The 21,527-nt window shown below is 66.4% G+C and carries 19 protein-coding genes and 1 tRNA gene; 14 read left to right on the top strand and 6 right to left on the bottom strand.

From position 1 onward, the window contains the following. Positions 1–7 precede the first annotated feature (7 nt). A complete protein-coding gene (locus IP86_RS14140) occupies positions 8–529 on the top strand; it encodes a hypothetical protein (RefSeq protein ID WP_054163171.1) in 522 nt (173 codons plus the stop codon). A gap of 69 nt (positions 530–598) precedes the next feature. On the opposite strand, the gene rlmB is transcribed toward IP86_RS14140, so the two are convergent. Further along, positions 599–1,417, bottom strand: a complete 819-nt coding sequence (gene rlmB / locus IP86_RS14135; RefSeq protein WP_054163197.1) for a 23S rRNA (guanosine(2251)-2'-O)-methyltransferase RlmB — start codon at positions 1,415–1,417, stop codon at positions 599–601. Between the two features lie 199 nt (positions 1,418–1,616). Here rlmB and IP86_RS14130 point away from each other — a divergent pair. Beyond that, a tRNA-Tyr gene (locus tag IP86_RS14130) sits at positions 1,617–1,702 on the top strand. A 146-nt stretch (positions 1,703–1,848) separates the two neighbouring features. Here IP86_RS14130 and IP86_RS14125 read toward each other — a convergent pair. Continuing rightward, the gene (locus tag IP86_RS14125; RefSeq protein WP_245290620.1) at positions 1,849–2,304 is read right to left on the bottom strand and encodes an SseB family protein; all 456 of its coding nucleotides are present in this window, start codon (positions 2,302–2,304) and stop codon (positions 1,849–1,851) included. Between the two features lie 28 nt (positions 2,305–2,332). After that, on the bottom strand, positions 2,333–4,210 hold the full coding sequence (locus tag IP86_RS14120; RefSeq protein ID WP_054163195.1) for a sigma-54-dependent Fis family transcriptional regulator: 1,878 nt from the start codon (positions 4,208–4,210) through the stop codon (positions 2,333–2,335). Positions 4,211–4,532: 322 nt separating this feature from the next. Between IP86_RS14120 and IP86_RS14115 the strand changes: the two genes are divergently transcribed. The 10 genes from IP86_RS14115 (at position 4,533) to IP86_RS14070 (ending at position 14,337) form a co-directional block, all read left to right on the top strand. Then, positions 4,533–5,576 carry an NAD(P)-dependent alcohol dehydrogenase gene (locus IP86_RS14115; RefSeq protein ID WP_054163170.1) on the top strand — a complete coding sequence of 348 codons (1,044 nt, stop codon included), beginning with the start codon at positions 4,533–4,535 and terminating at the stop codon, positions 5,574–5,576. Between the two features lie 50 nt (positions 5,577–5,626). Further along, on the top strand, positions 5,627–5,995 hold the full coding sequence (locus tag IP86_RS14110; protein ID WP_054163194.1) for a hypothetical protein: 369 nt from the start codon (positions 5,627–5,629) through the stop codon (positions 5,993–5,995). Then, entirely contained in the window at positions 5,995–6,270 is a 276-nt protein-coding gene (locus IP86_RS14105) for a hypothetical protein (RefSeq protein ID WP_245290619.1), read from the top strand. Before IP86_RS14110 ends, IP86_RS14105 begins: the two co-directional genes overlap by 1 nt. A 129-nt stretch (positions 6,271–6,399) precedes the next feature. Continuing rightward, the gene (locus IP86_RS14100) at positions 6,400–8,073 is read left to right on the top strand and encodes an aromatic/alkene/methane monooxygenase hydroxylase/oxygenase subunit alpha (RefSeq protein WP_054163169.1); all 1,674 of its coding nucleotides are present in this window, start codon (positions 6,400–6,402) and stop codon (positions 8,071–8,073) included. A gap of 116 nt (positions 8,074–8,189) precedes the next feature. Continuing rightward, positions 8,190–9,233: an NADH:ubiquinone reductase (Na(+)-transporting) subunit F gene (locus IP86_RS14095; RefSeq protein WP_054163168.1), complete on the top strand. Its 1,044-nt coding sequence runs from the start codon at positions 8,190–8,192 to the stop codon at positions 9,231–9,233. Between the two features lie 65 nt (positions 9,234–9,298). Beyond that, positions 9,299–10,363 carry an aromatic/alkene monooxygenase hydroxylase subunit beta gene (locus IP86_RS14090; RefSeq protein ID WP_054163167.1) on the top strand — a complete coding sequence of 355 codons (1,065 nt, stop codon included), beginning with the start codon at positions 9,299–9,301 and terminating at the stop codon, positions 10,361–10,363. A 49-nt stretch (positions 10,364–10,412) separates the two neighbouring features. Continuing rightward, positions 10,413–10,772 carry an MmoB/DmpM family protein gene (locus IP86_RS14085; RefSeq protein WP_054163166.1) on the top strand — a complete coding sequence of 120 codons (360 nt, stop codon included), beginning with the start codon at positions 10,413–10,415 and terminating at the stop codon, positions 10,770–10,772. 102 nt (positions 10,773–10,874) lie between these two features. Next, on the top strand, positions 10,875–11,915 hold the full coding sequence (locus tag IP86_RS14080) for an amidohydrolase family protein (RefSeq protein ID WP_054163165.1): 1,041 nt from the start codon (positions 10,875–10,877) through the stop codon (positions 11,913–11,915). A gap of 4 nt (positions 11,916–11,919) precedes the next feature. Beyond that, positions 11,920–12,681 carry a metal-sulfur cluster assembly factor gene (locus IP86_RS14075; RefSeq protein ID WP_054163164.1) on the top strand — a complete coding sequence of 254 codons (762 nt, stop codon included), beginning with the start codon at positions 11,920–11,922 and terminating at the stop codon, positions 12,679–12,681. 27 nt (positions 12,682–12,708) lie between these two features. Beyond that, positions 12,709–14,337, top strand: a complete 1,629-nt coding sequence (locus IP86_RS14070) for a molecular chaperone GroEL (RefSeq protein ID WP_054163163.1) — start codon at positions 12,709–12,711, stop codon at positions 14,335–14,337. Positions 14,338–14,520: 183 nt separating this feature from the next. Here IP86_RS14070 and IP86_RS14065 read toward each other — a convergent pair whose 3' ends face one another. Next, complete coding sequence (locus tag IP86_RS14065; RefSeq protein WP_054163162.1) at positions 14,521–16,497, bottom strand: sigma-54-dependent Fis family transcriptional regulator; 1,977 nt, start codon at positions 16,495–16,497, stop codon at positions 14,521–14,523. Between the two features lie 438 nt (positions 16,498–16,935). Between IP86_RS14065 and IP86_RS14055 the strand changes: the two genes are divergently transcribed. After that, positions 16,936–17,331: a VOC family protein gene (locus IP86_RS14055; RefSeq protein WP_054163160.1), complete on the top strand. Its 396-nt coding sequence runs from the start codon at positions 16,936–16,938 to the stop codon at positions 17,329–17,331. Between the two features lie 43 nt (positions 17,332–17,374). Here the strand turns inward: IP86_RS14055 and IP86_RS14050 are convergent, their stop codons facing one another. Both IP86_RS14050 and IP86_RS14045 read right to left on the bottom strand, forming a co-directional pair. After that, positions 17,375–19,279, bottom strand: coding sequence for a hybrid sensor histidine kinase/response regulator (locus tag IP86_RS14050; protein ID WP_156332502.1), 1,905 nt, complete (start codon positions 19,277–19,279; stop codon positions 17,375–17,377). 102 nt (positions 19,280–19,381) lie between these two features. Continuing rightward, positions 19,382–20,056, bottom strand: coding sequence for a site-2 protease family protein (locus IP86_RS14045; RefSeq protein WP_054163159.1), 675 nt, complete (start codon positions 20,054–20,056; stop codon positions 19,382–19,384). 235 nt (positions 20,057–20,291) lie between these two features. Between IP86_RS14045 and IP86_RS14040 the strand changes: the two genes are divergently transcribed. Then, a complete protein-coding gene (locus IP86_RS14040) occupies positions 20,292–21,464 on the top strand; it encodes a S1C family serine protease (RefSeq protein WP_082363999.1) in 1,173 nt (390 codons plus the stop codon). Positions 21,465–21,527 lie beyond the last annotated feature (63 nt).

Raw genomic sequence — 21,527 nt, 5'->3', positions numbered from 1 at the left:
GAGTAACATGCGTCAGATGATCTCGGGTTTGATGGCGGCGGTGGCCGTCGTGACCGTCAGCGCCGCGCCGGCGCTGGCTTGTGGCGGCGGCCTGTTCGCGGGATCCTGCGCGCCGTGCGCGGTCAGCGCCTGCGGCTCGCCGGCCATGGTGCCGTACGATTACGGCTACGGTGCCGGCTATGGCTCCGCGGCGTTCGAACGTCTGCCCGATCCGACGCGCTACTACTACGTCAACCAGGGACCGACCTATTCGGGCCCGGGCAATTTCGCGCCGGTCGCGACTTATGACGATCGCCCGGTCTCGGTGTGGCGCACCGGTTCGGCTTACACCGGCGGCGTCTACGCCAACGCGATGACGCATCAATATGTCGGTGGGCCGGTGGCGACCGGTCCGGTGGTGTACAGCTATGGCGGCCGCCACGTCCGGCATCACCGTCGCGCCGCGATGTATCACGGCGCCTATCGCGGTCATGACGGCGCGTCGCGCTATCACCGTCCGCACGGTCCGGTGCTGCGCCGCAATTACTGATCGGCTCGACCGAACGACGAACGCCCGTCCGCAGCGATGCGGGCGGGCGTCGTCTGATCCGAAAACGGGTCAGCGCATCAAGCCGAGCCGGCTGGCACCGATGTACAATGCCAGGGCGGCGGCGTTGGAGACGTTGAGGCTCTTGATTTCGCCCGGCATGTCGAGCCGCGCCACCACGCTGCAGGTCTCGCGCGTGAGCTGCCGCAGGCCCTTGCCCTCGGCGCCGAGCACCAGCGCCAGCGGCGCGTGCAGCTCCACCGCGGCGAGATCGGCGCTGCCTTCGCTGTCGAGGCCGACGGTGAGGAAGCCGCGCTTGTTCAGCTCGGTGAGCGCACGGGCGAGGTTCTGCACCAGCACCAGCGGCACCAGCTCCAGCGCGCCCGAAGCGGATTTCGCCAGCACGCCGGTAGCTTCCGGGCTGTGCCGCGCGGTGGTGACGATCGCCTTGACGGCGAACGCCGCGGCCGAGCGCAGGATGGCGCCGACATTGTGCGGGTCGGTGATCTGGTCGAGCACCAGCACGATGCCGTCGGAGGGAAGGGTGTCGATCGAAGGCCCATCCAGCGGATCGGCTTCCGCCAGCATGCCCTGATGCACCGCGTCCGGCCCGAGCCGATGGTCGATGTCGCCGGGGCGGACGATTTCGGTCGGCGCTTTGGTGACGATGCCCTCGTCGGCGAGTTTGCGCGCGGCGTTCTCGGTCAGCAGCAGCTTGCGGATGCGGCGCTTCGGGTTGGCGAGCGCCGCCGTGACGGTGTGCCAGCCGTACAGAATCGCGATGCCCTCGGGCTCGCGTGCGCGCGGGCCGCGGGCCGCAAAGCGCGGCGGACCGCCGCGCGGGCGGTCGTCACGGCGCTGAAAGCGTGGATTTCGGTCTTTCGGACTCATCGCGCGCTTGTCCCACGCGGCCGCCGCCAAGGCAATTTCCCCATGCGGCTTGATGTGTAGAGAAATTGTCATGGGATTGGTTGACTTGTCCCCCCGGTATCGCCCATAACCGCGCCGCGTTGCAGGCCCGCCCGCGGGCTCGCTGCGGCTGTCCGGTTCCGGTTTTGCCTGCCACAGGCGTACGGTCGGCGGCACGGGCGGGGGAGTGTCCCGAGTGGCAAAGGGAGCTGACTGTAAATCAGCCGCCTCATGGCTTCGCAGGTTCGAGTCCTGCCTCCCCCACCATCCAACAATTCACTGAAATAGTTGACCAATCGACGCGGCGGTGGCGGCCGCTGTGGCGCGTCTGTGCCTTCCGGCCAAGTCGCTGCGGGTATCGATCCGACGCGCCGACCGCGTCCGGTGCGCGCCGGACGAGGGGGCGACGTGACTCAGCTCTTGCGGGACGGGCGGCGTTGCCTGCCGGCCTTAGCGCCGGCCGAGGCGAAGATGCTGCCGCCGGTGATCATCTCGATCTCCGAGGCGGGAAGCGGCTTCTGGCATTCGGACGATGGATTGAGCCAGAAGTTCGAGCCCGGCAGCATCGCGAACAGGTCCTCGGCGACTGCGCCGAGGCAGCTCTCTGGCTCCTTGACGTATTCGGAGATGCGCGATTTCGACGTAAAGGCCGGGTGCCAGCGCAGGCCCTGGAATTCGACGGTGGCGACGTTGATCGTCTCCTGCGGCTGCAAGGTGCGGCTTTCGCCGGGTGCGACCGGCGCCTCGGGCACCAGGATGTAGATCTCGCTCTTCAGCAGCGCTTCGTAGAACGCCGGCGCGGCGCCGGGGTCTCGGGCCGCGGCCTGCATCAGCGCTTCGAGATTGTTCTGCGGTTCGAACACGGACATCCTCCCTGCTAGTGTGCGACGTGAGCCGTTAGTCGGGCTCGCGCAGCGCGCGATAGATCATGTTGCGCGACACGCCGAGCCGGCGTGCCGCCTTGCTGACATTGTTGCCGGCTTCGGCGTAGGCGCTGAGCAGCTGAGCGCGCTGCAATTCGCGCAGACCGCGTTTCAGGCCACCGCTGCTCGGCGCGCCCGCCGACAGCCGTTTGGCGGCGAGATCGCCGATCGCGGCCTTGACCGCGGCCTCGCCGATCAGGCCGCCTTGCTCGGCGAGCGACAGCCGCGACAGCACGTTGCGCAGTTGGCGGATGTTGCCGTTCCATTCGAGCTCGGCCAGCCGCTCGATCGCGCCCGGCGTCAGCCGCGCCGATGGATCGATCCGCGCCATCACATGCTTGGCGATATCGGCGAAGTCCGAGCGTGCGCGCAGCGGCGGCAGCGTCACCTCGAGCGTGTTGAGGCGAAACAGCAGATCGGCGCGGAAGCAGCCCTTGGCGATCGACTCGTCGAGATCGGCATTGGTGGCGGACACCAGCTGGACATCGACCTTGCGCTTGGCGCCGCCGACCGGGCGGACCGTCCAGTCGTCGAGGAAGCGCAGCAGCACCGCCTGCAGCGACACCGGCATATCGCCGATCTCGTCGAGAAACAGCGTGCCGCCGTCGGCTTCCTTGAACAACCCGGTCGCGCCGCCCTTCCGCGCGCCAGTGAACGAGCCCTCGGCATAGCCGAACAGCTCGGCCTCGATCAGGCTGTCGGGGAGCGCGGCGCAATTCACCGGGACGAACGCGCCGCTGCGGCGGCTCGCGGCGTGGGCATGGCGCGCGAGCTGCTCCTTGCCGGTGCCGGTCTCGCCGCGCACCAGGATCGGCATCTTGCGCGCCGCGGCGGTCTCGACCTGGCGTACGATCGCGGCGATCGCCGGGTCCGCCGAGACGAATTCGACGGCGGGCTGCGGCGGAGGCGACGGCGCCGTGACCCGCGGCTGCGACAGCATCGGGAACTGCCGCGTGTTCTCGATCGTGGCGACGAACTGACTGCCGACGTCGTCCTCGAGGCTCTGCCGCTCGCTGCGCCGGCCTTCATCGACGAAGCGGTTGAAGTCGGTGCGAAACACATCGGCGAAATGACGTCCGGCTGCCGCCGGCAGGCCGTGCAGCAGCACCCGGGCTGCGCGATTAGCGGAGAGGATTCTGCCATCCTCGTCCACCGCGAGCAGGCCGGCGCTGAGCGTGTGCAGATACTCGCCGCGGTTGTGAAATGCGATCAATATGTCGCCGCGGTGATACTCGCGAAACAGCCCGTTCTCGATCTGCGTCGCCGCCATGCCGACCAGCGCCTGCGTATGCGTCTGCCGCGACAGGCAGTCGGAAGAGGCGTCGAGGATGCCGGTGAGTTCGCCGTCCGGCGCGAAGATCGGCGCGGCGACGCAGGTGAGATTGTTGTAGCGCGGGAAGAAGTGCTGATCGCCGTGCACCGCGACGGGACGCTTCAGATGCGCCGCCGTACCGAGCCCGTTGGTGCCGCAGTGGCGTTCGGTCCACAGCGCGCCCGGCCGAATGCCGGCGGCATCCGAGGCGTCGCGGAAGCTGCGATCGCCGATGATGTCGAGCAGCAATCCTTCGGAGCTGGCGAACGCGACCATGAAATTTGAGCCGGAGATCTGCTGATGCAGCGTGTGCATCTCGGCGAGCGCGAGGCCGCGTACCAGCGAGCAGCGCTGTTGCTCCTGGCGTAGGACAGCGGGACTGACGAATTCCGGCGGCGGCGGCCGCCGCATGTCGAGGCCGAGTGCGATGCAGCGCATCCAGCTGTCGTAGATATCGACCGGCATATAGCCGGCCGGCGAACCACCGCGTTGCTCGAGCGCTAATCCGATATTATCGAGGCGCCGCCCGGCAAGCAGCATCGATTGCCCTCCCTGATCAAGCATCCGACGTTCCTCCGTCCCGCGAGCCGTGTTCGGCTTCTCGTTGCGGCGTTCGAACTTCAACATATTCCAACTAAGCAAAATTCCAAATCGGCGGTTCGGGGCGAGAAGTGTTCCGTCGCGGAACATCAATGTTCAACGTGATGATCCGGTGCGGATCGTCGCGACGCCGTGTGGCTGTCGAGAAAGCCATGTAGCTCAGCCTGTTAGTCGCGTGGCACGGCTCTTGCTGTTGTTAGTTCGTCGCCCGCCACCAACGAGGCGACAGAACAAAAAATAAATTTCAGGGAGCGAAGGGTCGATGAAAGCCGCGGTTCTGCATGCATTCGACGAGAAGCTGACGGCGAAGGAATTCGTCAAATACGAAGACGTCGCGGATCCGAAGATCACGCGGCCGTCCGACGTGGTGGTGCGGATCGGCGGCGCGGGTGTATGCCGCACCGACCTGCATATCGTCGAAGGCATTTGGCGCAGTAAGGTTGACGTCAACCTGCCTTACATCATGGGCCACGAGAACGCCGGCTGGGTCGAGGCGATCGGCCCCGGTGTCGAAGGCATCAAGGTCGGCGATCCGGTGATCTGCCATCCGCTGGTCACCAGCGGTCATTGCCTGGCGTGCCGACGCGGCAACGACATGCACGCCGACGACAGCGCGTTTCCGGGCATCAACACCAATGGCGGCTACGCGCAATATCTGCTGACCGGGCAGCGCTCGCTGATCAAGCTGCCGAAGACGCTGGCGCCGAAGGACGTCGCTCCCTACACCGACGCCGGCCTCACCGCCTATCGCGCTGCGAAGAAGGCATCGCGGCATCTGCTTCCCGGCCAGTATGCGGCGGTGATCGGCGCCGGCGGCCTCGGCCATATCGGCATTCAGGTTCTGGCGGCGTTGTGCGCCGCCGAAATCATCGTGGTCGATCGCGACGACAAGTCGCTCGAACTCGCCAAGACCTGCGGCGCACATCATCTGGTCAAGGCCGACGGCAACGAGGTCGAAGCGGTGCTGGCGCTGACCGGCGGGCGCGGCGCCGAAGCCGTGATCGACTTCGTCGGCGAGGGCGAGGCGGTCGCCCGCGGTCTGGCGATGACGGCGAACGATGGTTTCTACTACGTGGTCGGCTACGGCGGCAAAATCGAGCTGCCGACCATCGACCTGATCACCACCGAAAAGACCATCGTGGGCAATCTGGTCGGCAGCTATGCCGAACTGGTCGAGCTGATGAAGCTCGCGGATCGCGGCCTCGTGCAGCTTCACACCAAGGAATACAAGCTCAGCGCCGCCAACGACGCGCTACACGATCTGCACCATGGCCGCATCCACGGCCGGGCCGTGCTGGTGCCATGACGATCCGCTGCGAGGCGGTTCGCTCGCCGCCGCAAACCTGGATGGGCGACATGACCAAGAGCAGTGCGGACGATCCTCCGGCAGGCGACCGATTGGATCGCGAGGCGGCCCGCGCCAGCATGCTGGCGAGGCACCGGCTGATCGAGGCGATCATCCGCAACAACGAGGCGCAGCTGCGCAACGACAGCGCACGCGGCGGCGCCGAGATCGAACTGCATTGCGCGCTCCGCGACAGCCGGCTGCCCGGCGCGTCGGAGGACGCCGAAGCCGAGGTCGAGCGGCTGACCGCGCGGTTCAAGGCGCTGCAGGACGAACACGATCGGCTCGTCGCCGAACGCGAGTGGCTCAACGCATCGCTGCTCGAATTCGACGCCGGCCCGCAGGGCGGGGGCACTCACTACCGATCAGGAAACGCATGATGACCAGCAACAACATCCGCACAGCCGGCAAAGCGCCGCGCACGGACCGCGTGCCGCCAGCCGATCCGATCGAACTCAGCGAAGAGGACCGCTCCAAGGACGGCTTCTTCGTGCAGCTCGCGGGCATCGCCGAGGCGATGATCGCCAGCCACGGCAAGGATTTCGCGATGGGCGCCCTGGTGCTCACCGCGCGGTTCATCGCCGAAGGCAAGCCCTTGACCAAGGGCGCCGCGCAACGCGACCCGGCCGAGCGGCCGGTCTCCGGTCCGTCCTGATCGACGGACCACCGACCATCGGGCGCACCTGCCTCATGCGTAGCAACCAATCGTCGAGCGGGCGCCCGACCAACGAAGGCAGGAAGTGAAGTCAAGACGAAGTCCAAGCAACGTCCAAGGGAGACCTAAATGTCTGAGACACTGACGCTGAACAAGATCGTGAGCCAGAAGGGCATCAGCACAGCGGAAGCCGCCAACCGCGTGTCCGATCTCGGCTGGACGCCGAGCTACGTCCAGGAGGCGATGACCTTCCCGACCGACTACAAGATCTCGCGGGTGCCGCGCGACCCGATGAAGCAGGTGCTGCGCTCCTACTTCCCGATGCAGGAAGAGAAGGACAACCGCGTCTACGGTGCGCTCGACGCGGCGCTGCGCGGCGACATGTTCCGCAATGTCGAGCCGCGCTGGGTCGAATGGATGAAGCTGTTCCTGGCCATCATACCGTTCCCGGAAATCTCCGCGGCCCGCTCGATGGCGATGGTCGGCCGGCTCGCGCCGGGCGAGGAGCTGCGCACCGGCTTCACCATGCAGATGGTCGACGAGTTCCGCCACTCCACGATTCAGATGAACCTGAAGAAGTGGTACATGGAGAACTACATCGATCCCGCCGGATTCGACATCACCGAGGCGGCGTTCGGCAAGTGCTACGCCACCACGATCGGCCGGCAGTTCGCCGAGGGCTTCCTGACCGGTGACGCGATCACCGCCGCCAACATCTACCTGACGGTGGTCGCCGAGACCGCCTTCACCAACACGCTGTTCGTCGCGATGCCGTCGGAAGCCGCCCGCAACGGCGACTATGCGCTGCCGACCGTGTTCCTGTCGGTGCAGTCCGACGAATCCCGCCACATCGGCAACGGCCACTCGATGCTGATGGCGATGATCCACGATCCGTCGAACCATCAGCTGCTCGAGCGCGATCTGAAATACGCGTTCTGGCAGAACCACGCCATCGTCGACGCCGCGATCGGCACCTTCATCGAATACGGCACGACGAACCGCGACAAGAACAAGGAGTCCTACGCCGAGCTGTGGCACCGCTGGATCTACGAAGACTACTATCGGACCTACATGCTGCCGCTCGAGAAGTACGGCATCAAGATTCATCACGACGACGTCGCAGAGGCCTGGGACCGTATCGTCAAGAAGAATTACGTCCACAAGACCGCTCAGTTCTTCTCGGTCGGCTGGTCGTTCAACTTCTGGCGCATCGAGGCTCAGACCGAGAAGGACTTCGAGTGGTTCGAGCACAAATATCCGGGCTGGTACGCCGAATTCGGCGATTACTGGAAGTGGTACGCGAAGCTGTCGAAGCCGGGCGAGAAGGTGATCGCCTTCAATTCCGACGTCGGCTACGTCTACCCGCACCGCTGCTGGAGCTGCATGGTGCCGTGCCTGATCCGCGAGGACTTCTGCTGCGACGAAGTCGACGGCAAGGTCTACACCTACTGCTCGGAAGGCTGCCGCTGGACCCACAAGGTGGCGTTCGCCGCCGAGTATGAAGGCCGCGCCACGCCGGCGATGGGCCGCTTCAGCGGTCGCCGCGAGTGGGAGGAGTGCTACCACGGCTGGGATCATGCCGACGCCCTGGTCGATCTCGGCTTCGTGCGCTCCGACGGCAAGACGCTGGTGCCGCAGCCGCATCTGCGCTTCGAGCAGAAGGACATGTGGACGCTCGACCACGTCCGCGGCAACACGCTCGGCAGCCCGCTGCGCTCGTTCCGCGCCTTGAAGCCCGGCGCCGAACGCGACGCCGCCGTCGCCGAGTATCGCAAGGGCTTCACCATCAACCCCTGCAACTAAGCGAGGTCGGAGGCTTGGGGGCCGCACGCCGCGGCCCCCAAGCCTTCCGCCGATGTCCCCGCCGACGCGGCGCCGCGCGCGCTGCGACCTCCGTCCCACTAACCAGGCCGAGATCCATGTCGGAAACCACCACCACCTACAAGGTCCGCCTCGAGCCGGTCGGCATCGAGATGGATGTCGAGGAAGGCGAGACCGTTCTGGACGCCGGATTCCGCCAGGGCATCGCGCTGATGCATGGCTGCAAGGAAGGCCAGTGCGGCTCCTGCAAGGCGCGCGTGCTGAGCGGCGATATCGAGATGCTGAAATACTCGACCTTCGCGCTGCCGGATTACGAGCGCGAGAACGAGCACGTGCTGCTCTGCAAGACCCACGCCTACAGCGATCTCGAAGTCGAGCTGCTCAATTTCGACGAGGAGCTGCTGTCGCATTCGATCGCGGTGAAATCGTTCGAGGCGCGTCTCGCCAAGGTGACGGCGCTGACCCACGATATCCGGCTGCTGGAGATCGACCTCGACAAGCCGATGAAATTCTGGGCGGGCCAGTACGTCGACCTGACGCTGCCCGAGATCGGCGTGACGCGGGCGTTCTCGATGGCCAATGCGCCGGTCGACGGCACGCGGCTGTCCTTCATTATCAAGAAATATCCGAACGGCCTGTTCTCGTCGCAGCTCGACGGCGCGCTGCAGCCGGGCGCGGTGCTGCAGGCGAAAGGGCCGTACGGCACCTGCTTCCGGCGCGAAGGACGGAGCGGTCCGTTGCTGTTGATCGGCGGCGGCTCCGGCATGTCGCCGTTGTGGTCGATGCTGTCGGACCAGGTGCAGAGCGGCGATCAGCGGCCGGTGCGGTTCTTCTACGGCGCGCGGACGCGGGCCGATCTGTTCATGCTCGACGAGATCGCCGCGGTCGCTGCGGCGCTGCCGGACTTTCAGTTCATCCCGGCGCTGTCGCACGCCACGCCCGAGGATCAATGGGACGGCGAGACCGGGTTCATCCACGAGGTGGTGCAGCGGCGGCTCGCCGCGGAATCGCTGAGCGGCGTGATCGACGCCTATGCGTGCGGGCCGGTGCCGATGATCGATGCGGTGCTGCCGGTGCTGCAGATGGCCAATGTCGAGCCCGATCACATCTTCTTCGACAAGTTCACGCCGGCCACGCGCTGACGGCCGGCGCTGTCCACGACGACCAACGCCGTTCGGCGAAACAATCATAACCCAGGGAGGACGACATGAGTGCAAGCCCACAGACCGTGCAGAAATCCGGCGCCGCCGGGGCCGCGATCTTCGCCGGATCCGACAGCCGCAAGTACAATTACTACGAGCCGAAGGCCCGCAAGGCGACGCATTACGAGGACATGACCGTCGACGTCCAGCCGGACCCCGAGCGCTATCTGCTGCAGGACTGGATCATCTCGTTCCCGGACGGCACGCCGACCTATTCCAAGACCTGGACCAAGGCGCTGAGCTCGAACTGGCATCAGTTCCGCGCGGTCGATCAGGAATGGGAGCGCACGCATTATCAGCGCCAGTCGACGATCTGCGGCATGGTGCAGGGTGTGATCGAGAACGCCCGCAAGTCCGGCGCACCGAAGCGCTTCGACGCCGCCTGGGTCAAGGTGCTGCAGGATCATCTCGGCGCCTACAAGCACGCCGAGTTCGGGCTCGGCACCTCGCTGATGCAGGCGCAGCGCTACGGCTACACCCAGATGATCAACAACGCGACGCTGACCAATTCGTCCTACAAGCTGCGCTTCGCCCAGGACCTGACGCTGTATCTCAGCGAGATCGGCATGGACATCGGCAACTTCGACCACACCGCCGGCAAGACCCACTGGCTGGAAGACCCGATCTGGCAGGGCGCCCGCAAGGCTGTCGAGGCCATCATGGGCGCGACCGACTATCTCGAACAATATCTCGCGACCAATCTGGTGTTCGAGCCGCTGGTCGGCGAGCTGTTCCGCAGCGGCTTCATCATGCAGATGGCCGCGTCGCAGGGCGATTTTGCGACGCCGTCGGTGGTCGCCGCAGCGGAAGCGGACTACGAGCGCAACCTCGCCAACACCGTCGAGCTGACGCACATGCTGACGCACGACAACCAGAACGGCCCGCATAATCGCGATCTGTTCAACGGCTGGATCGCGCATCACGGCGCGCTCGCCAAGGAGGCCGCCGCCAATCTGCAGCCGATCTGGTCGCAGCCCCGCGTCAAGGTGTCGAGCTTCGCCGAAGCGCAGGAGCGGGCGCACAATCGCATTCAGACGATCTGCTCGCAGGTCGGTCTGCAGGCTCCGTGAGCTCCGCGCGTCATCACCAGCGCCACACACCATTCATCAGGAGAACCACATGACCGAGGCTGCGACCAACATCTTCAAGTCGATGAAGGACATCAAATTCGAGGAGACGATCTCGCATCAATGCGGGGTGACGATGAACGACAGCGTCGAGGCGCGCGCCATCGCCGAGGTGATGGAGCAGAAGGTCGGCGTCAAGGTGACGTTCATGCCGGCGATGATCCGGATCGACGGCGAGGGCAAGCTGGTCTTCAAGATGAGCGAGATCAGCGAAGCGCTCGGCCGCGAAATGACGCCGTATCTGTTCGAGATCTCGACCTCCACGCATTACGGCCGGATGGTCATGGTCGACGACGACACCGTGGTCTGCTTCGGCGACATGAACGAAGCGCTCGCCTACATCGAACACTGAACGCGGACGGAGCCGGCCGCGCGCCGGCTCCCATCCTCCACGAGCCTGGATCGATCGATCCGCCAATCAAAACGCCCGAATGGGACGACAGGGAGAAACGCGATGTACAGGACAGCATCCGGCGAAGAGATCTTCGTGATCGACGGCCACACCCATTTCTGGGACGGCAGCCCGGCCAACCAGAAGAACATCCACGGCAAGCAGTTCATCGAGTGCTTCTACGCCTATCACTCGAATCTCAGCCCGCCTGAAGAGAAGTGGCCGCAGGACAAGTTCGAGAAATACGACGCGCAGACCATGCACGACGATCTGTTCGTGCACGGCTACGACGACATGGCGATCCTGCAGTCGACCTATCTGACGGACTTCTACAACAACGGCTTCAACACCGTGGAGCGCAATGCGGCGCTGAAGAAGAAGCATCCCGAGCGCTTCATCCTCAACGGCGCGTTCGATCCCCGCGACGGCAACAAGGGGCTCGAACAGCTGCACGCCGACGTCGAGAAGTACAAGCTGACCGGCGTCAAGTTGTACACCGCCGAGTGGCGCGGCGACTCCAAGGGCTATCGGCTCGACGACAAGGAGTCGTATCGCTTTCTCGAGGAGGCGCAGAAGCTCGGCATCAAGAACGTCCACGTCCACAAGGGCCCGACCATCATCCCGCTGAACAAGGACTCGTTCCATGTCGGCGACATCGACGACGTCGCCACCTCGTTCCAGGACCTCAACTTCATCGTCGAACATTGCGGCCTGCCGCGGCTCGACGACTTCTGCTGGATCGCCACCCAGGAGACCAACGTCTATGGCGGCCTCGCCGTGGCGTTGCCGTTCATCCATACGAGGCCGGCTTACTTCGCGCATGTGATGGCCGAGCTGCTGTTCTGGATCGGCCCGGACAAGATCCTGTACGGCAGCGACTACGGCATCTGGACGCCGAAATGGCTGATCGACCGCTTCATGGCGTTCGAAATCCCGGAGGAGCTCAGCAAGGAGACCGGCTCGGTGCTGACGCTGGAGACCAAGAAGAAGATCCTCGGGCTCAACGCGGCGCGGCTCTACAACATCGACATCGAGACGCAGAAGAGCCGCATCGGCGCGGCCGGCGGCTACGACCACCTCGTCGCGGCGCACGCGGCGGAGTGAGACCATGACCGCCGTGACGATCGCGGACCTCGAAGCCGAGGTCTGGCGTGCCTTGCAGACGGTCACCGACCCGGAGCTCGACGAGTCGGTGACCGATCTGAAGTTCGTCACGCGGGTCGATGTGGACGCGGATCACCGCGTCCACATCGGCTTCCGCCTGCCGACCTATTGGTGCGCCGCCAACTTCTCGTTCCTGATGGCCGACGACATGCGCACCGCGGTGCTGCAGCTGCCGTGGGTGCGCTCGGTCGAGGTCACGCTCGGCGAGCACATGTATGCCGACAAGATCAACACCGGGCTGAAGGAGGGACGCTCGTTCCAGGACACGTTCGGCGACGAAGCCGACGGCGACCTCGGCGAGGTGCGGCGGACGTTCCTGCTGAAGGCGTTGCAGCGCCGGCAGGCGGCGCTGCTGGCGTATCTGATCGACGACGGCTACGCGCCGGCGATGCTGGTCGAGCTGACGCTCGACGAACTGGCGGCGCTGGATCTCGGCGAGACCGGCGCACGGCTCGCCGGGCGCTATCTGGAGCGGCGGCCGCTCGTCGCCGCCAGCTCGCCGCTGGCTTTCGTCGACACCGAAGGCCAGCCGCTGCAGGCCGAGACGCTGGCGACCTATGTCCGCGCGCTACGGCGCGTCGACGTCAACGCCGAGTTCAACAGCGCGCTGTGCCGCGGGCTGCTGCACGTCCGCTTCGATACCGAGACGCCGCTGACGCCCCGCTGCACCAAACCGATCGACCAAACAAATCGCGCGCCGGCGTAGCGCGCTCAAAGAACAGGGAGGATCACGATGGCCAAGATGATGCTGCACGATGCACAGGCGCGCGAAGCGCTGGGGCGAGGGGTCGCCAAGCTGGCGAAGGCGGTCGGCGGAACGCTGGGCCCGAAGGGCATGAACGCGGTGATGGACAGGCCGATCGGCACGCCTTTGGTGTCGCGCGACGGCGTCAGCATCGCCGCCGAGATCGAGCTGGAATGCCCGTTCGAGAACATGGGCGCGCAGGTGCTGCGCGAAGTCTCCAAGCAGACCAATGAGGTGGCAGGCGACGGCACCACGACGGCGACCGTGCTGGCGGACTTCCTGGTGCAGCACGGCCTCAAGTTGCTCGCCGGCGGCGCCAACGCGGTCGAGCTGGTCGAAGGGCTGGAATCCGCCGTCGAGGAAACCATCAAGGCGCTGAAGCGCGCGGCGAAGCCGGTCAACGGTCCCGACGGCATCCGCGCCATCGCCACCATCGCGGTCAACGATCCGCGGCTCGGCGAGATGGTCGCGGAAGCCTTCGCGCGCGCCGGCAATCACGGCATCGTCGCGGTGGAATTCGGCTCGACGGTCGAGACCACGCTGGAAGTGGTCGAAGGCATGGCGTTCGAGCGCGGCTACCTCTCGCACCACATGGTCACCGATGTGGAGCGCATGCAGGTGGTGCTCGACGAGCCCTACATCCTGATGACCGACCACAAGATCCAGACCAGCGATCAGCTCGCCGGCGTGTTCGCGCTGATCGAGAAGAGCGGCCGGCCGCTCTTGATCATCGCCGAGGAAGTCGCGCCGCCGGTGATCATGATGCTGCTGTCGCGGCGCGAGAAGACCAACGTCAAGGTCGCGGCGATCCATCCGCCCGAATACGGCCACTGGCGCAAGGCGATGCTGGAAGACATCGCGGTCGCGACCGGCGGACGCGTGATCTCGCACGACCTCGGCGGCACGCTGGAGCGCGCCAAGCTCGAAGATCTCGGCTCGGCGCGGCAGGTGCGGATCTCGTCGTCGAAGACGCTGATCACCGCCGGCCACGGCAAGCCGAGGGAGATCGAGGCACGCCGCGAGCAGGTGCTGCGGCAGTATCAGGCCGCGCCGGAGAACATCGAGCGCGACAAGTTTCAGGAGCGGCTCGCCAAATTGTCGGGCGGCACCGCGATGATCCTCGCCGGCGGCGCGACGCCGGTGGAGCAGAAGCGGCGTGCCCAGCTGATCGAGGATTCGATCAACGCCACGCGTGCGGCGATCGAGGAGGGCGTGGTGCCGGGCGGCGGCGTTGCGCTGATCCGGGTCGCGCCCGAACTCGACGGGCTGATCGGCAGGCTCGAGGGCAGCGCGCGGCAGGGCGCCGAGCTGGTGCAGCGTGCGCTGAGCCAGCCGCTGGCCTGCATCGTCGCCAATTGCGGCCGCGATAGCGCCGCCGCCGTCGACAAGGTCGCCAAGGCCAGCAACGGCTACGGCTTCGACGCGCGGACGGGCACCACCGTCGACATGATCAAGGCCGGCATCATCGATCCAGTGAAGGTCAGCTATTCGGCGGTGCGCAACGCCGGCTCCGTCGCCGCCCTGATCCTGACGACGCAGACGCTGATCGCCAAGAAGCCGGAGTATCACGACATCACCGCAGAGCCGGCGCGTGGGGGCGGCGCGGAGTTGCTGTAGCAAGCGGCGGCGGGGCTGTTGCGAGCCCGCCGCCCAACGCTCGTCATTGCGAGCCGAAGGCGAAGCAATCCAGAGATGCCGAGTACGGCGCTGGATTGCTTCGTCGCTTCGCTCCTCGCAATGACGGACGCGGTGTCTGATCGGGCCTCTGTGGAAGAGGCGACGGCCACGAGCCAGTGCTAACTACCGCGGCGCTGTCTGCCCCAACGCGCGGTACACGGTGTTGCGGGAGACGCCGAGCCGCCTCGCGGTTTCGCTGACGTTGCCGGCGGTTTCGGCGTGGACCGCGAGGATGCTGGCGAGCTGCATGTCCTGCAGCGATCCGGATTTCGCCGGCGGGGCCTGGCCGATCAGATCGGCGATGACGGAGGCCTCCGGTCCATCGCCGCCGGCCAACGCGAGACGCGCCAGGATGTTGCGCAATTCGCGGATATTGCCCGGCCACGCCCGCGCCGCCAGCGCCGCCATTGTCGGCGCGGCGATCTCGCACCCCGGATCGATGTCGTCGATCAGACGCCGGACGATCGACTCGAAGTCGGTGCGATCGCGCAGCCGCGGCAGCGTCACTTCCAGCGTGTTCAGCCGATACAGCAGGTCGGAGCGGAAGCGCCCTTGCGCGACGGCGTCCTCGAGCCCGGCATTGGTAGCCGACACCAGAAAGATATCGACCCGGCTCCGCGCGCCGCCGACGGGACGCACCGTCCAGTCGTCGATCAGGCGTAGTAGCACGGCCTGCAAGGCGACCGGCATGTCGCCGATCTCGTCGAGAAACAGCGTGCCGCCGTCGGCTTCCTGCACCAGGCCGGGCGCGCCGCCGCGCCGCGCGCCGGTGAACGCGCCCTCGGCATAGCCGAACAGCTCGGCCTCGATCAGACTCTCCGGCAGCGCCGCGCAATTCACCGGCACGAACGCGCCTTTGCGCCCGCTGGCCGCATGGGCGTGGCGCGCGAGCTGCTCCTTGCCGGTGCCGGTCTCGCCGCGGATCAGGATCGGCATTTGTCGCGCGGCGGCGACTTCGACGCGGCGCACGACGGCCTGCACGGTCGGATCGGCGGCAACGAAGCTGGTCGCGGGTGAGGGCAGCGACAACGGCCGCCGCGGCGGTGCGCAGGGCTGGCGCGGCGGGGAGGTCTCGTCGCAAAAGCGCAAGCTCGGCGGCGGCAGCGCGCGCGTCGGTGCGAGCTGTTTCCGCAAGTCAGCGGGATGATCCTGCTTCTGCAGGCCGCGGTCGGCGACCGTCAGCCGTCGCCTGGCGTGCAGCACGACTACGGCGCCGATGCCGGTGTCGTCGTGGGCGACGAGATCGATGCTGGCGCCCGGCACCAACTCCTTCAACTTCGCCGGCCACTCGGCGAAATCGAGCCGCTTGAGGATACGGGTCGGCGGATCGTGGCCGTCGCTGCGGAGATTGTCGCGGACCGCCTTGCGGGCGAGCTCGCTGCCGTGAAGGATGGTGCCGCGCCGATCGATCAGCAGGCAATCATCCGTGGCCCAGATCGCGCGCTTGGCGACATAGTGCTGCAGCAGGCGCTCGTGATCCTCCTTGATCGCGCGCGCCAGCACGCTTTCGACCTGCTGGCCGACGCAGACGGCGAGCGCCAGGCTGTGCGGGTTGAAGGTGGTCGCGGGGCCGGAGATATCGACGATGCCGAGCACCTCGCCGTCGACCGGATCGCGCACCGGCACCGCCGCGCAGGTCCAGCGCTGCACCTCGGCGCAGAAATGCTCGGCGCCGTGAATCTGCACCGGCCGCGCTTCGGCCATCGCGGCGCCGATCGCATTGGTGCCGATATCGGCCTCGCTCCACCGGCCGCCATGCTCGAGATGCACGGCCCGCCCGGCATCGATCACCCGCGCGTCGCCCTCGGTGTCGATGATCAGGCCCGACGGGTCGGTGAGGATCATGATCGAGTGCGCGTCGCTGAGAAAGGTCCGTGAATTCTCCAGTGCATTTCGGGCGGCGTGCCGCAGCGCGACGTGCTTGGCGCGCTGCCGGAACAGCTCGGCTTCGGCGGCCAGCGGCGCCTTGTCGCGATTGATTGCCACCTGGTGGCCGCGTGAGCGCTGCCACGAGTTTGCCACAGGAGATCGCAGCTCGCTCGCCAGCGCGCCGCGTTCAACGAAGCGCTCCCATGCGGCGCGTACGTCTCGCTGGTCCATGTCGGCTCCCTTGGCGTCATGGCTTCCGAGGCGTCCATCAGCGACGCTCGACCAGGCGTCCCACCCGGCAGTTCGCGATCACCTCGGCGAAGTCGTCGAACGTCAACATGTCCCGCGCGAGCTCGCTTACATGCATCGTCGGATGCGTGAAGCTGGCCAACTCGCAAACGGTGAGCCTATACCTACTTGTCAAAGTGGCAAGACAGAGACGCGGTCGAACGAGGCGAGCGAGCAAGAAATCGTTGCTGCGCTGCATTTCGGAGATCGTCAGCCGTTTGCATTGCGACAGAGGCGACGACCACGAGGTGCGCGCGCAGGTGGTGCTACTCGTCTCCGGCGCTGGCGTCATCGATGCATTTCATCGCAGAATGGAGGCGACGACGCGAGGGCCGATGCAGGCGCGTCGACCGCAATCTCATCAGCAGAGGAATGCCCACGATGGCCAAACCGGTTCATTCGATGATCCGCGTGTTCGACGAACAGCGGTCGCTGAATTACTACAGCAAGGCGTTCGGGCTGGAGCCTGCCGATCGCATCGCATTCCCGGATTTCACGCTGATCTATCTCCGGCATCCGTCGTCGCCGTTCGAGCTCGAGCTCACCGTCAACGCGGATCGGACGGAGCCCTATCAGCTCGGCGATGGCTACGGCCATCTTGCTGTGGTGGTGGACGATCTCGCCGCGGAGCACGCGCGCTTTGCGCGTGAAGACCTCGCACCCGGCCCGTTGCGCGAATTGCAGCATGGCGGCGCGGTGCTGGCGCGGTTCTTCTTCGCCACCGATCCCGACGGGTACAAGATCGAAGTGATCCAGAAGGGCGGCCGGTTCGGCTGACCGTCGTCTGCGGCGCGACGTCGGAGATACCGGCCTCGCGTAGTTAGACGGTGCGCCCGGTGATGCCGTCGAAGGCGCGGCTGAGTTCGTGGAGTTCGTAGGGTTTGCGGACCATCGGGAATTCGAGTTGCGAGCGCACCGCGGCGTCGCTGTAGCCGGTGGTGAGGATGATCGGCAGCGACGGGTATTTGCGCTTCAACCACCGGGCGAGGCCGAGCCCGTCCATCCGGCCCGGCATCACGATATCGCTGAAGACCACGTCGATGCCGTCGTTCTCGACCTCGTGCAGCGCGGTCTCGGCATCCTGCGCCCATTTGACCCGATAGCCGAGTTCTTCCAGCAGCAGCGCGCCGGCACTGGCGACGTCCGGATTGTCCTCGACGAGCAGGACGGTGCCGGCCGAGGTGTCGAGCCGTCGGTCGGACTCCGCGGCCGAATTGTCCTCGACCCGCGGCAGCCAGATCGTCACCACCGTTCCTTCGCCGAGCCGGCTGTCGATCTCCACTCGGCCGCCGGCCTGGTTGGCGAAGCCGTGGACCTGAGAGAGTCCGAGGCCTGTGCCCTGGCCGACCGGTTTGGTGGTGAAGAAAGGATCGAATACTTTCGCCAGCACGTCGGCCGGGATGCCGACGCCATTGTCGGACACCGCGATGCGGACATAGTTGCCGGCGCCGCCCGGCTTGCCGGGGTGATTGGCGGCGCTGATCCGGACTTCGCCGCCCTCGATCAGCGCATCCCGGGCGTTGACCACGAGATTGACCAGGGCCGTTTCGAGTTCGCTCGGATCGGCGAGCACCCGCCAGATGTCCGGCGCGACGTCCAGAGCCAGCGAAACGTTGCCGCGCAGCCCGGCTCTCAGCACGTCCTCCATCGTCGCCACGATGCGCGCCAGATCGAGCGGGACCGGATTGACCTGCTGCCGCCGCGCAAAGGTGAGCAATTGCCGGGTCAGGCCGGCGCCGCGCTTGATGCTAGCTTCCATCGCCGCGATGGTGTTGAGCAGCGCGGGATCGCTGGTCGATCGCTTGATGCGGTGCAGCCCGCCCGTCAGCCCCATCAGCAGATTGTTGAAGTCGTGCGCGACGCCGCCGGTCAGCTGGCCGAGCGCGTCCATCTTGCGGGACTCGGCGAGCTCGGCCTGCACGCGTTCGAGCTTGTGCTGTGCTTCGCGGCGTTCGCTGATGTCGCGCGTAATCTTGGCGAAGCCGATCAGCTCGCCGGAATCGTCGCGGATCGGATCGATGATCACGCTCGCCCAGAAGAAGCTGCCATCCTTGCGGACGCGAAGCCCTTCCTCCTCGTAGCGCCCCGCCTCGCGGGCGATTTGCAGCGCCCGGGCCGGCTTGCCGGCCTTCTGGTCCGCAGGCGTGTAGAACCGGCTGAAATGCTGGCCGACGATCTCGTCCGGCACATAGCCCTTGATGCGCTGGCCGCCGAGGTTCCAGTTGGTGACGAAACCCTCGGGGTTGAGCATGTAGAGGGCGTAGTCGGTGACGTTGCGCACCAGCAGGCGGAAGTGGTTTTCGCTCTCGGCCAGCGCGGAGCGCGCCTTGAGCCGTTCGGTGATGTCGCGGGTGATCTTGGCGTAACCGATCAGCTCGCCGTTCTCGACGATGGCGTCGATCACCACCGAGGCAAAGAACCTTGTCCCGTCCTTGCGCACTCGCCAGCCTTCGGCCTCGAAGCGGCCGTTGCCGCGCGCCGTGGCCAGCGCGCGATCCGGCAGGCCGGCGGCGCGATCCTCGGGCGGGTAGAAGACGGAAAAATGCTGGCCGATGATCTCGGACGCCTGATAGCCCTTGATCCGCTCCGCGCCGGTGTTCCAGCTCGACACGATGCCGGCCGGATCCAGCATGTAGATCGCGTAATCGGTGACACCCTGGACCAGAATGCGGAACGCGCGCTCGCTTTCGAAAAGCTCGCGCTCAGGCGTCATCCGTTCACTCATTCATAGCTCCAGTCGACCTCGTAACGGGCGAGGCGACTAAACGTTCCCGTGTGGGAGACGAAAATCGCAACGCAGGGAGGTCGAAGGGCAGGGCCTTGATCGTCAGGCGTTGCCGGTGAGCCGCAGGATCGCCTCGACGACGTAGCGGCTCGATTGTGCGATCCACTGCGTCGCCCCGCCGAGCCCGGCGAGCGGAAGCAGGAACACGAGGCCGATCAGGATCAGCATGCCGTAGGGCTCGAGCCGGGCCAGCGGCTGCGCCAGCACGCGTGGCAGCGCACCCACCGCGATCCGCCCGCCATCCAGCGGGGGGATCGGGATCAGGTTGAAGATGGCCAGCACGACATTGATCAGCAGCGCATTGGCGAGGTTGCGCAGCAGCCATTCGCCCGCGGCGCCGGACACGTCCCCGATCAGTCGCAGGCCCAGCGCGGCGATGAGCGCCAGCACGATGTTGATCGCGGGACCGGCGGCCGCCACCAGGATCATGTCGCGGCGCGGATGCCGCAGGCCGCGGAAATTCACCGGCACCGGCTTGGCGTAGCCGAACAGAAACGGCGACTGCATCGCCAGCAGCAACAATGGCAGCAGCACCGTGCCGAACGGATCGATGTGCTTGATCGGGTTGAGCGTGACCCGGCCCAGCATCCAGGCCGTATCGTCGCCGCACATTCGCGCCGCATACGCATGGGCCGCTTCGTGGAAGGTGATCGCGATCAGGAGCGGGAGCGCCCAGACCGAAATCACCAGCATCATCGTGGAAAAGGGATCCGCCATCACTCGACCTGTCGTCGGCCGCCGTGCCGATCTGGTTCCCGATATAGAACCCACCCGGCGGCCGCGCCACCCGCACGGCCGGCAAAGCCTTGTTCATGTCCGCGAATTCACATTGGGCCGCTGGGGCGCTCTGGCGGCCATGGAACCCGACGCCGTTCCGTGCATTGGCAGGAACCTTCCGGAACCGGTCGCCGGTTCCCATATCGAGGCCACTTCGCGCCGAGAGCTTCCGCCGATGTCCCCGTCCGTTCCGCCGACCTCTCTTCCGCCGGATCCGCCATCGCGGCGGGCGCAGCGCACCGACCTGCTGCTGCGGATCGCCGTGGTCTGGCTGCTCGTGCTGGCGACCGCCTGGGTGGCGCAGCCTTATCTGGCGTCGCTGTGGTTCTCGGTGTCCGGACCCCGCACGGTGACGGCGAGGGGCGACCTGGCGCCGGCGGAGATCTCGACGATCGAATTGTTCAAGCGGGTGTCGCCGTCGGTGGTGCACGTCTATGCGCAGTCGCGCCGCCGTCCGACGCCGTCGTTTGAGCAACAGGATCCCCAACAGGGCGGCGTGCAGTCCGGGTCGGGCGTGATCTGGGATGCGGCCGGCCACGTCATCACCAACAATCACGTCATTCAGGGCGCGAGCGCGCTCGGGGCCCGGCTGTCGTCCGGCGAGTTCGTCACTGCGCGCGTTGTCGGCACCGCGCCGAACTACGATCTGGCGGTGCTGCAGCTCGAGCGGCCGCGCACGGCGCTACGCCCGATCGCGATCGGCAGTTCGTCGGACCTGCAGGTCGGGCAGGCCGCGTTCGCGATCGGCAATCCCTACGGGTTGGAGCAGACGCTGACTACCGGCATCGTCAGCGCGCTGCAGCGGCGGCTGCCGACCGCCGCCGCTCACGAAGTCAGCGGCGTGATCCAGACCGACGCGGCGATCAATCCGGGGAATTCCGGCGGCCCGCTGCTCGACAGCGCCGGCCGGCTGATCGGGCTGAACACCGCGATCATCTCCGGGTCGGGCGCGTCGGCCGGCATCGGCTTCGCGATCCCGGTCGATGCCGTCAATCGCGTCGCCACGGCGCTGATCCGCAACGGCACGGTGCCGGTGCCAGGCATCGGCGTGATCGCGGCCGACGAGAACGAAGCGGCCCGGCTCGGCATCGACGGCGTCGTCATTGTCCGTACGATACCGGACTCACCCGCCGCTCGGGCAGGTTTGGTCGGCGCCAGTGAAACCGGGATGGTCGAGGATGTGATCATCGGTGCCAACGGCCAGGAAGTGCACAGCATGTCGGATCTGGCCGGCACGCTGGAGAACGTCGGCATCGGCAATGAGGTCAAGCTCCAGGTCATGCGCGACGGCCGGGTGCGGACCGTCACCGTCAAGGTCACCGACATCTCGCGCCTGCAGCGTAGTTAGCCGTTCTGTGCGCCGCAGCAACGCGCTTGAGCGCATCCGCCAACTACCAGCGGCCTGCGCGGG

The sequence above is a fragment of the Rhodopseudomonas sp. AAP120 genome, assembly GCF_001295845.1.
Classification (GTDB): Bacteria; Pseudomonadota; Alphaproteobacteria; order Rhizobiales; family Xanthobacteraceae; genus Rhodopseudomonas.
Note: the sequence above shows the minus strand (reverse complement) of the source record. Positions and strands in the feature narration are given on the sequence as shown.

Bases quoted from the DNA above. Each gene is read 5' to 3' on its own strand.
- IP86_RS14140 (WP_054163171.1), top strand. From the start codon at position 8: ATGCGTCAGATGATCTCGGGTTTGATGGCGGCGGTGGCCGTCGTGACC.
- rlmB (WP_054163197.1), bottom strand. From the start codon at position 1,417: ATGAGTCCGAAAGACCGAAATCCACGCTTTCAGCGCCGTGACGACCGC.
- IP86_RS14125 (WP_245290620.1), bottom strand. From the start codon at position 2,304: ATGTCCGTGTTCGAACCGCAGAACAATCTCGAAGCGCTGATGCAGGCC.
- IP86_RS14120 (WP_054163195.1), bottom strand. From the start codon at position 4,210: ATGCTGCTTGCCGGGCGGCGCCTCGATAATATCGGATTAGCGCTCGAG.
- IP86_RS14115 (WP_054163170.1), top strand. From the start codon at position 4,533: ATGAAAGCCGCGGTTCTGCATGCATTCGACGAGAAGCTGACGGCGAAG.
- IP86_RS14110 (WP_054163194.1), top strand. From the start codon at position 5,627: ATGACCAAGAGCAGTGCGGACGATCCTCCGGCAGGCGACCGATTGGAT.
- IP86_RS14105 (WP_245290619.1), top strand. From the start codon at position 5,995: ATGACCAGCAACAACATCCGCACAGCCGGCAAAGCGCCGCGCACGGAC.
- IP86_RS14100 (WP_054163169.1), top strand. From the start codon at position 6,400: ATGTCTGAGACACTGACGCTGAACAAGATCGTGAGCCAGAAGGGCATC.
- IP86_RS14095 (WP_054163168.1), top strand. From the start codon at position 8,190: ATGTCGGAAACCACCACCACCTACAAGGTCCGCCTCGAGCCGGTCGGC.
- IP86_RS14090 (WP_054163167.1), top strand. From the start codon at position 9,299: ATGAGTGCAAGCCCACAGACCGTGCAGAAATCCGGCGCCGCCGGGGCC.
- IP86_RS14085 (WP_054163166.1), top strand. From the start codon at position 10,413: ATGACCGAGGCTGCGACCAACATCTTCAAGTCGATGAAGGACATCAAA.
- IP86_RS14080 (WP_054163165.1), top strand. From the start codon at position 10,875: ATGTACAGGACAGCATCCGGCGAAGAGATCTTCGTGATCGACGGCCAC.
- IP86_RS14075 (WP_054163164.1), top strand. From the start codon at position 11,920: ATGACCGCCGTGACGATCGCGGACCTCGAAGCCGAGGTCTGGCGTGCC.
- IP86_RS14070 (WP_054163163.1), top strand. From the start codon at position 12,709: ATGGCCAAGATGATGCTGCACGATGCACAGGCGCGCGAAGCGCTGGGG.
- IP86_RS14065 (WP_054163162.1), bottom strand. From the start codon at position 16,497: ATGGACCAGCGAGACGTACGCGCCGCATGGGAGCGCTTCGTTGAACGC.
- IP86_RS14055 (WP_054163160.1), top strand. From the start codon at position 16,936: ATGGCCAAACCGGTTCATTCGATGATCCGCGTGTTCGACGAACAGCGG.
- IP86_RS14050 (WP_156332502.1), bottom strand. From the start codon at position 19,279: ATGAGTGAACGGATGACGCCTGAGCGCGAGCTTTTCGAAAGCGAGCGC.
- IP86_RS14045 (WP_054163159.1), bottom strand. From the start codon at position 20,056: ATGGCGGATCCCTTTTCCACGATGATGCTGGTGATTTCGGTCTGGGCG.
- IP86_RS14040 (WP_082363999.1), top strand. From the start codon at position 20,292: ATGTCCCCGTCCGTTCCGCCGACCTCTCTTCCGCCGGATCCGCCATCG.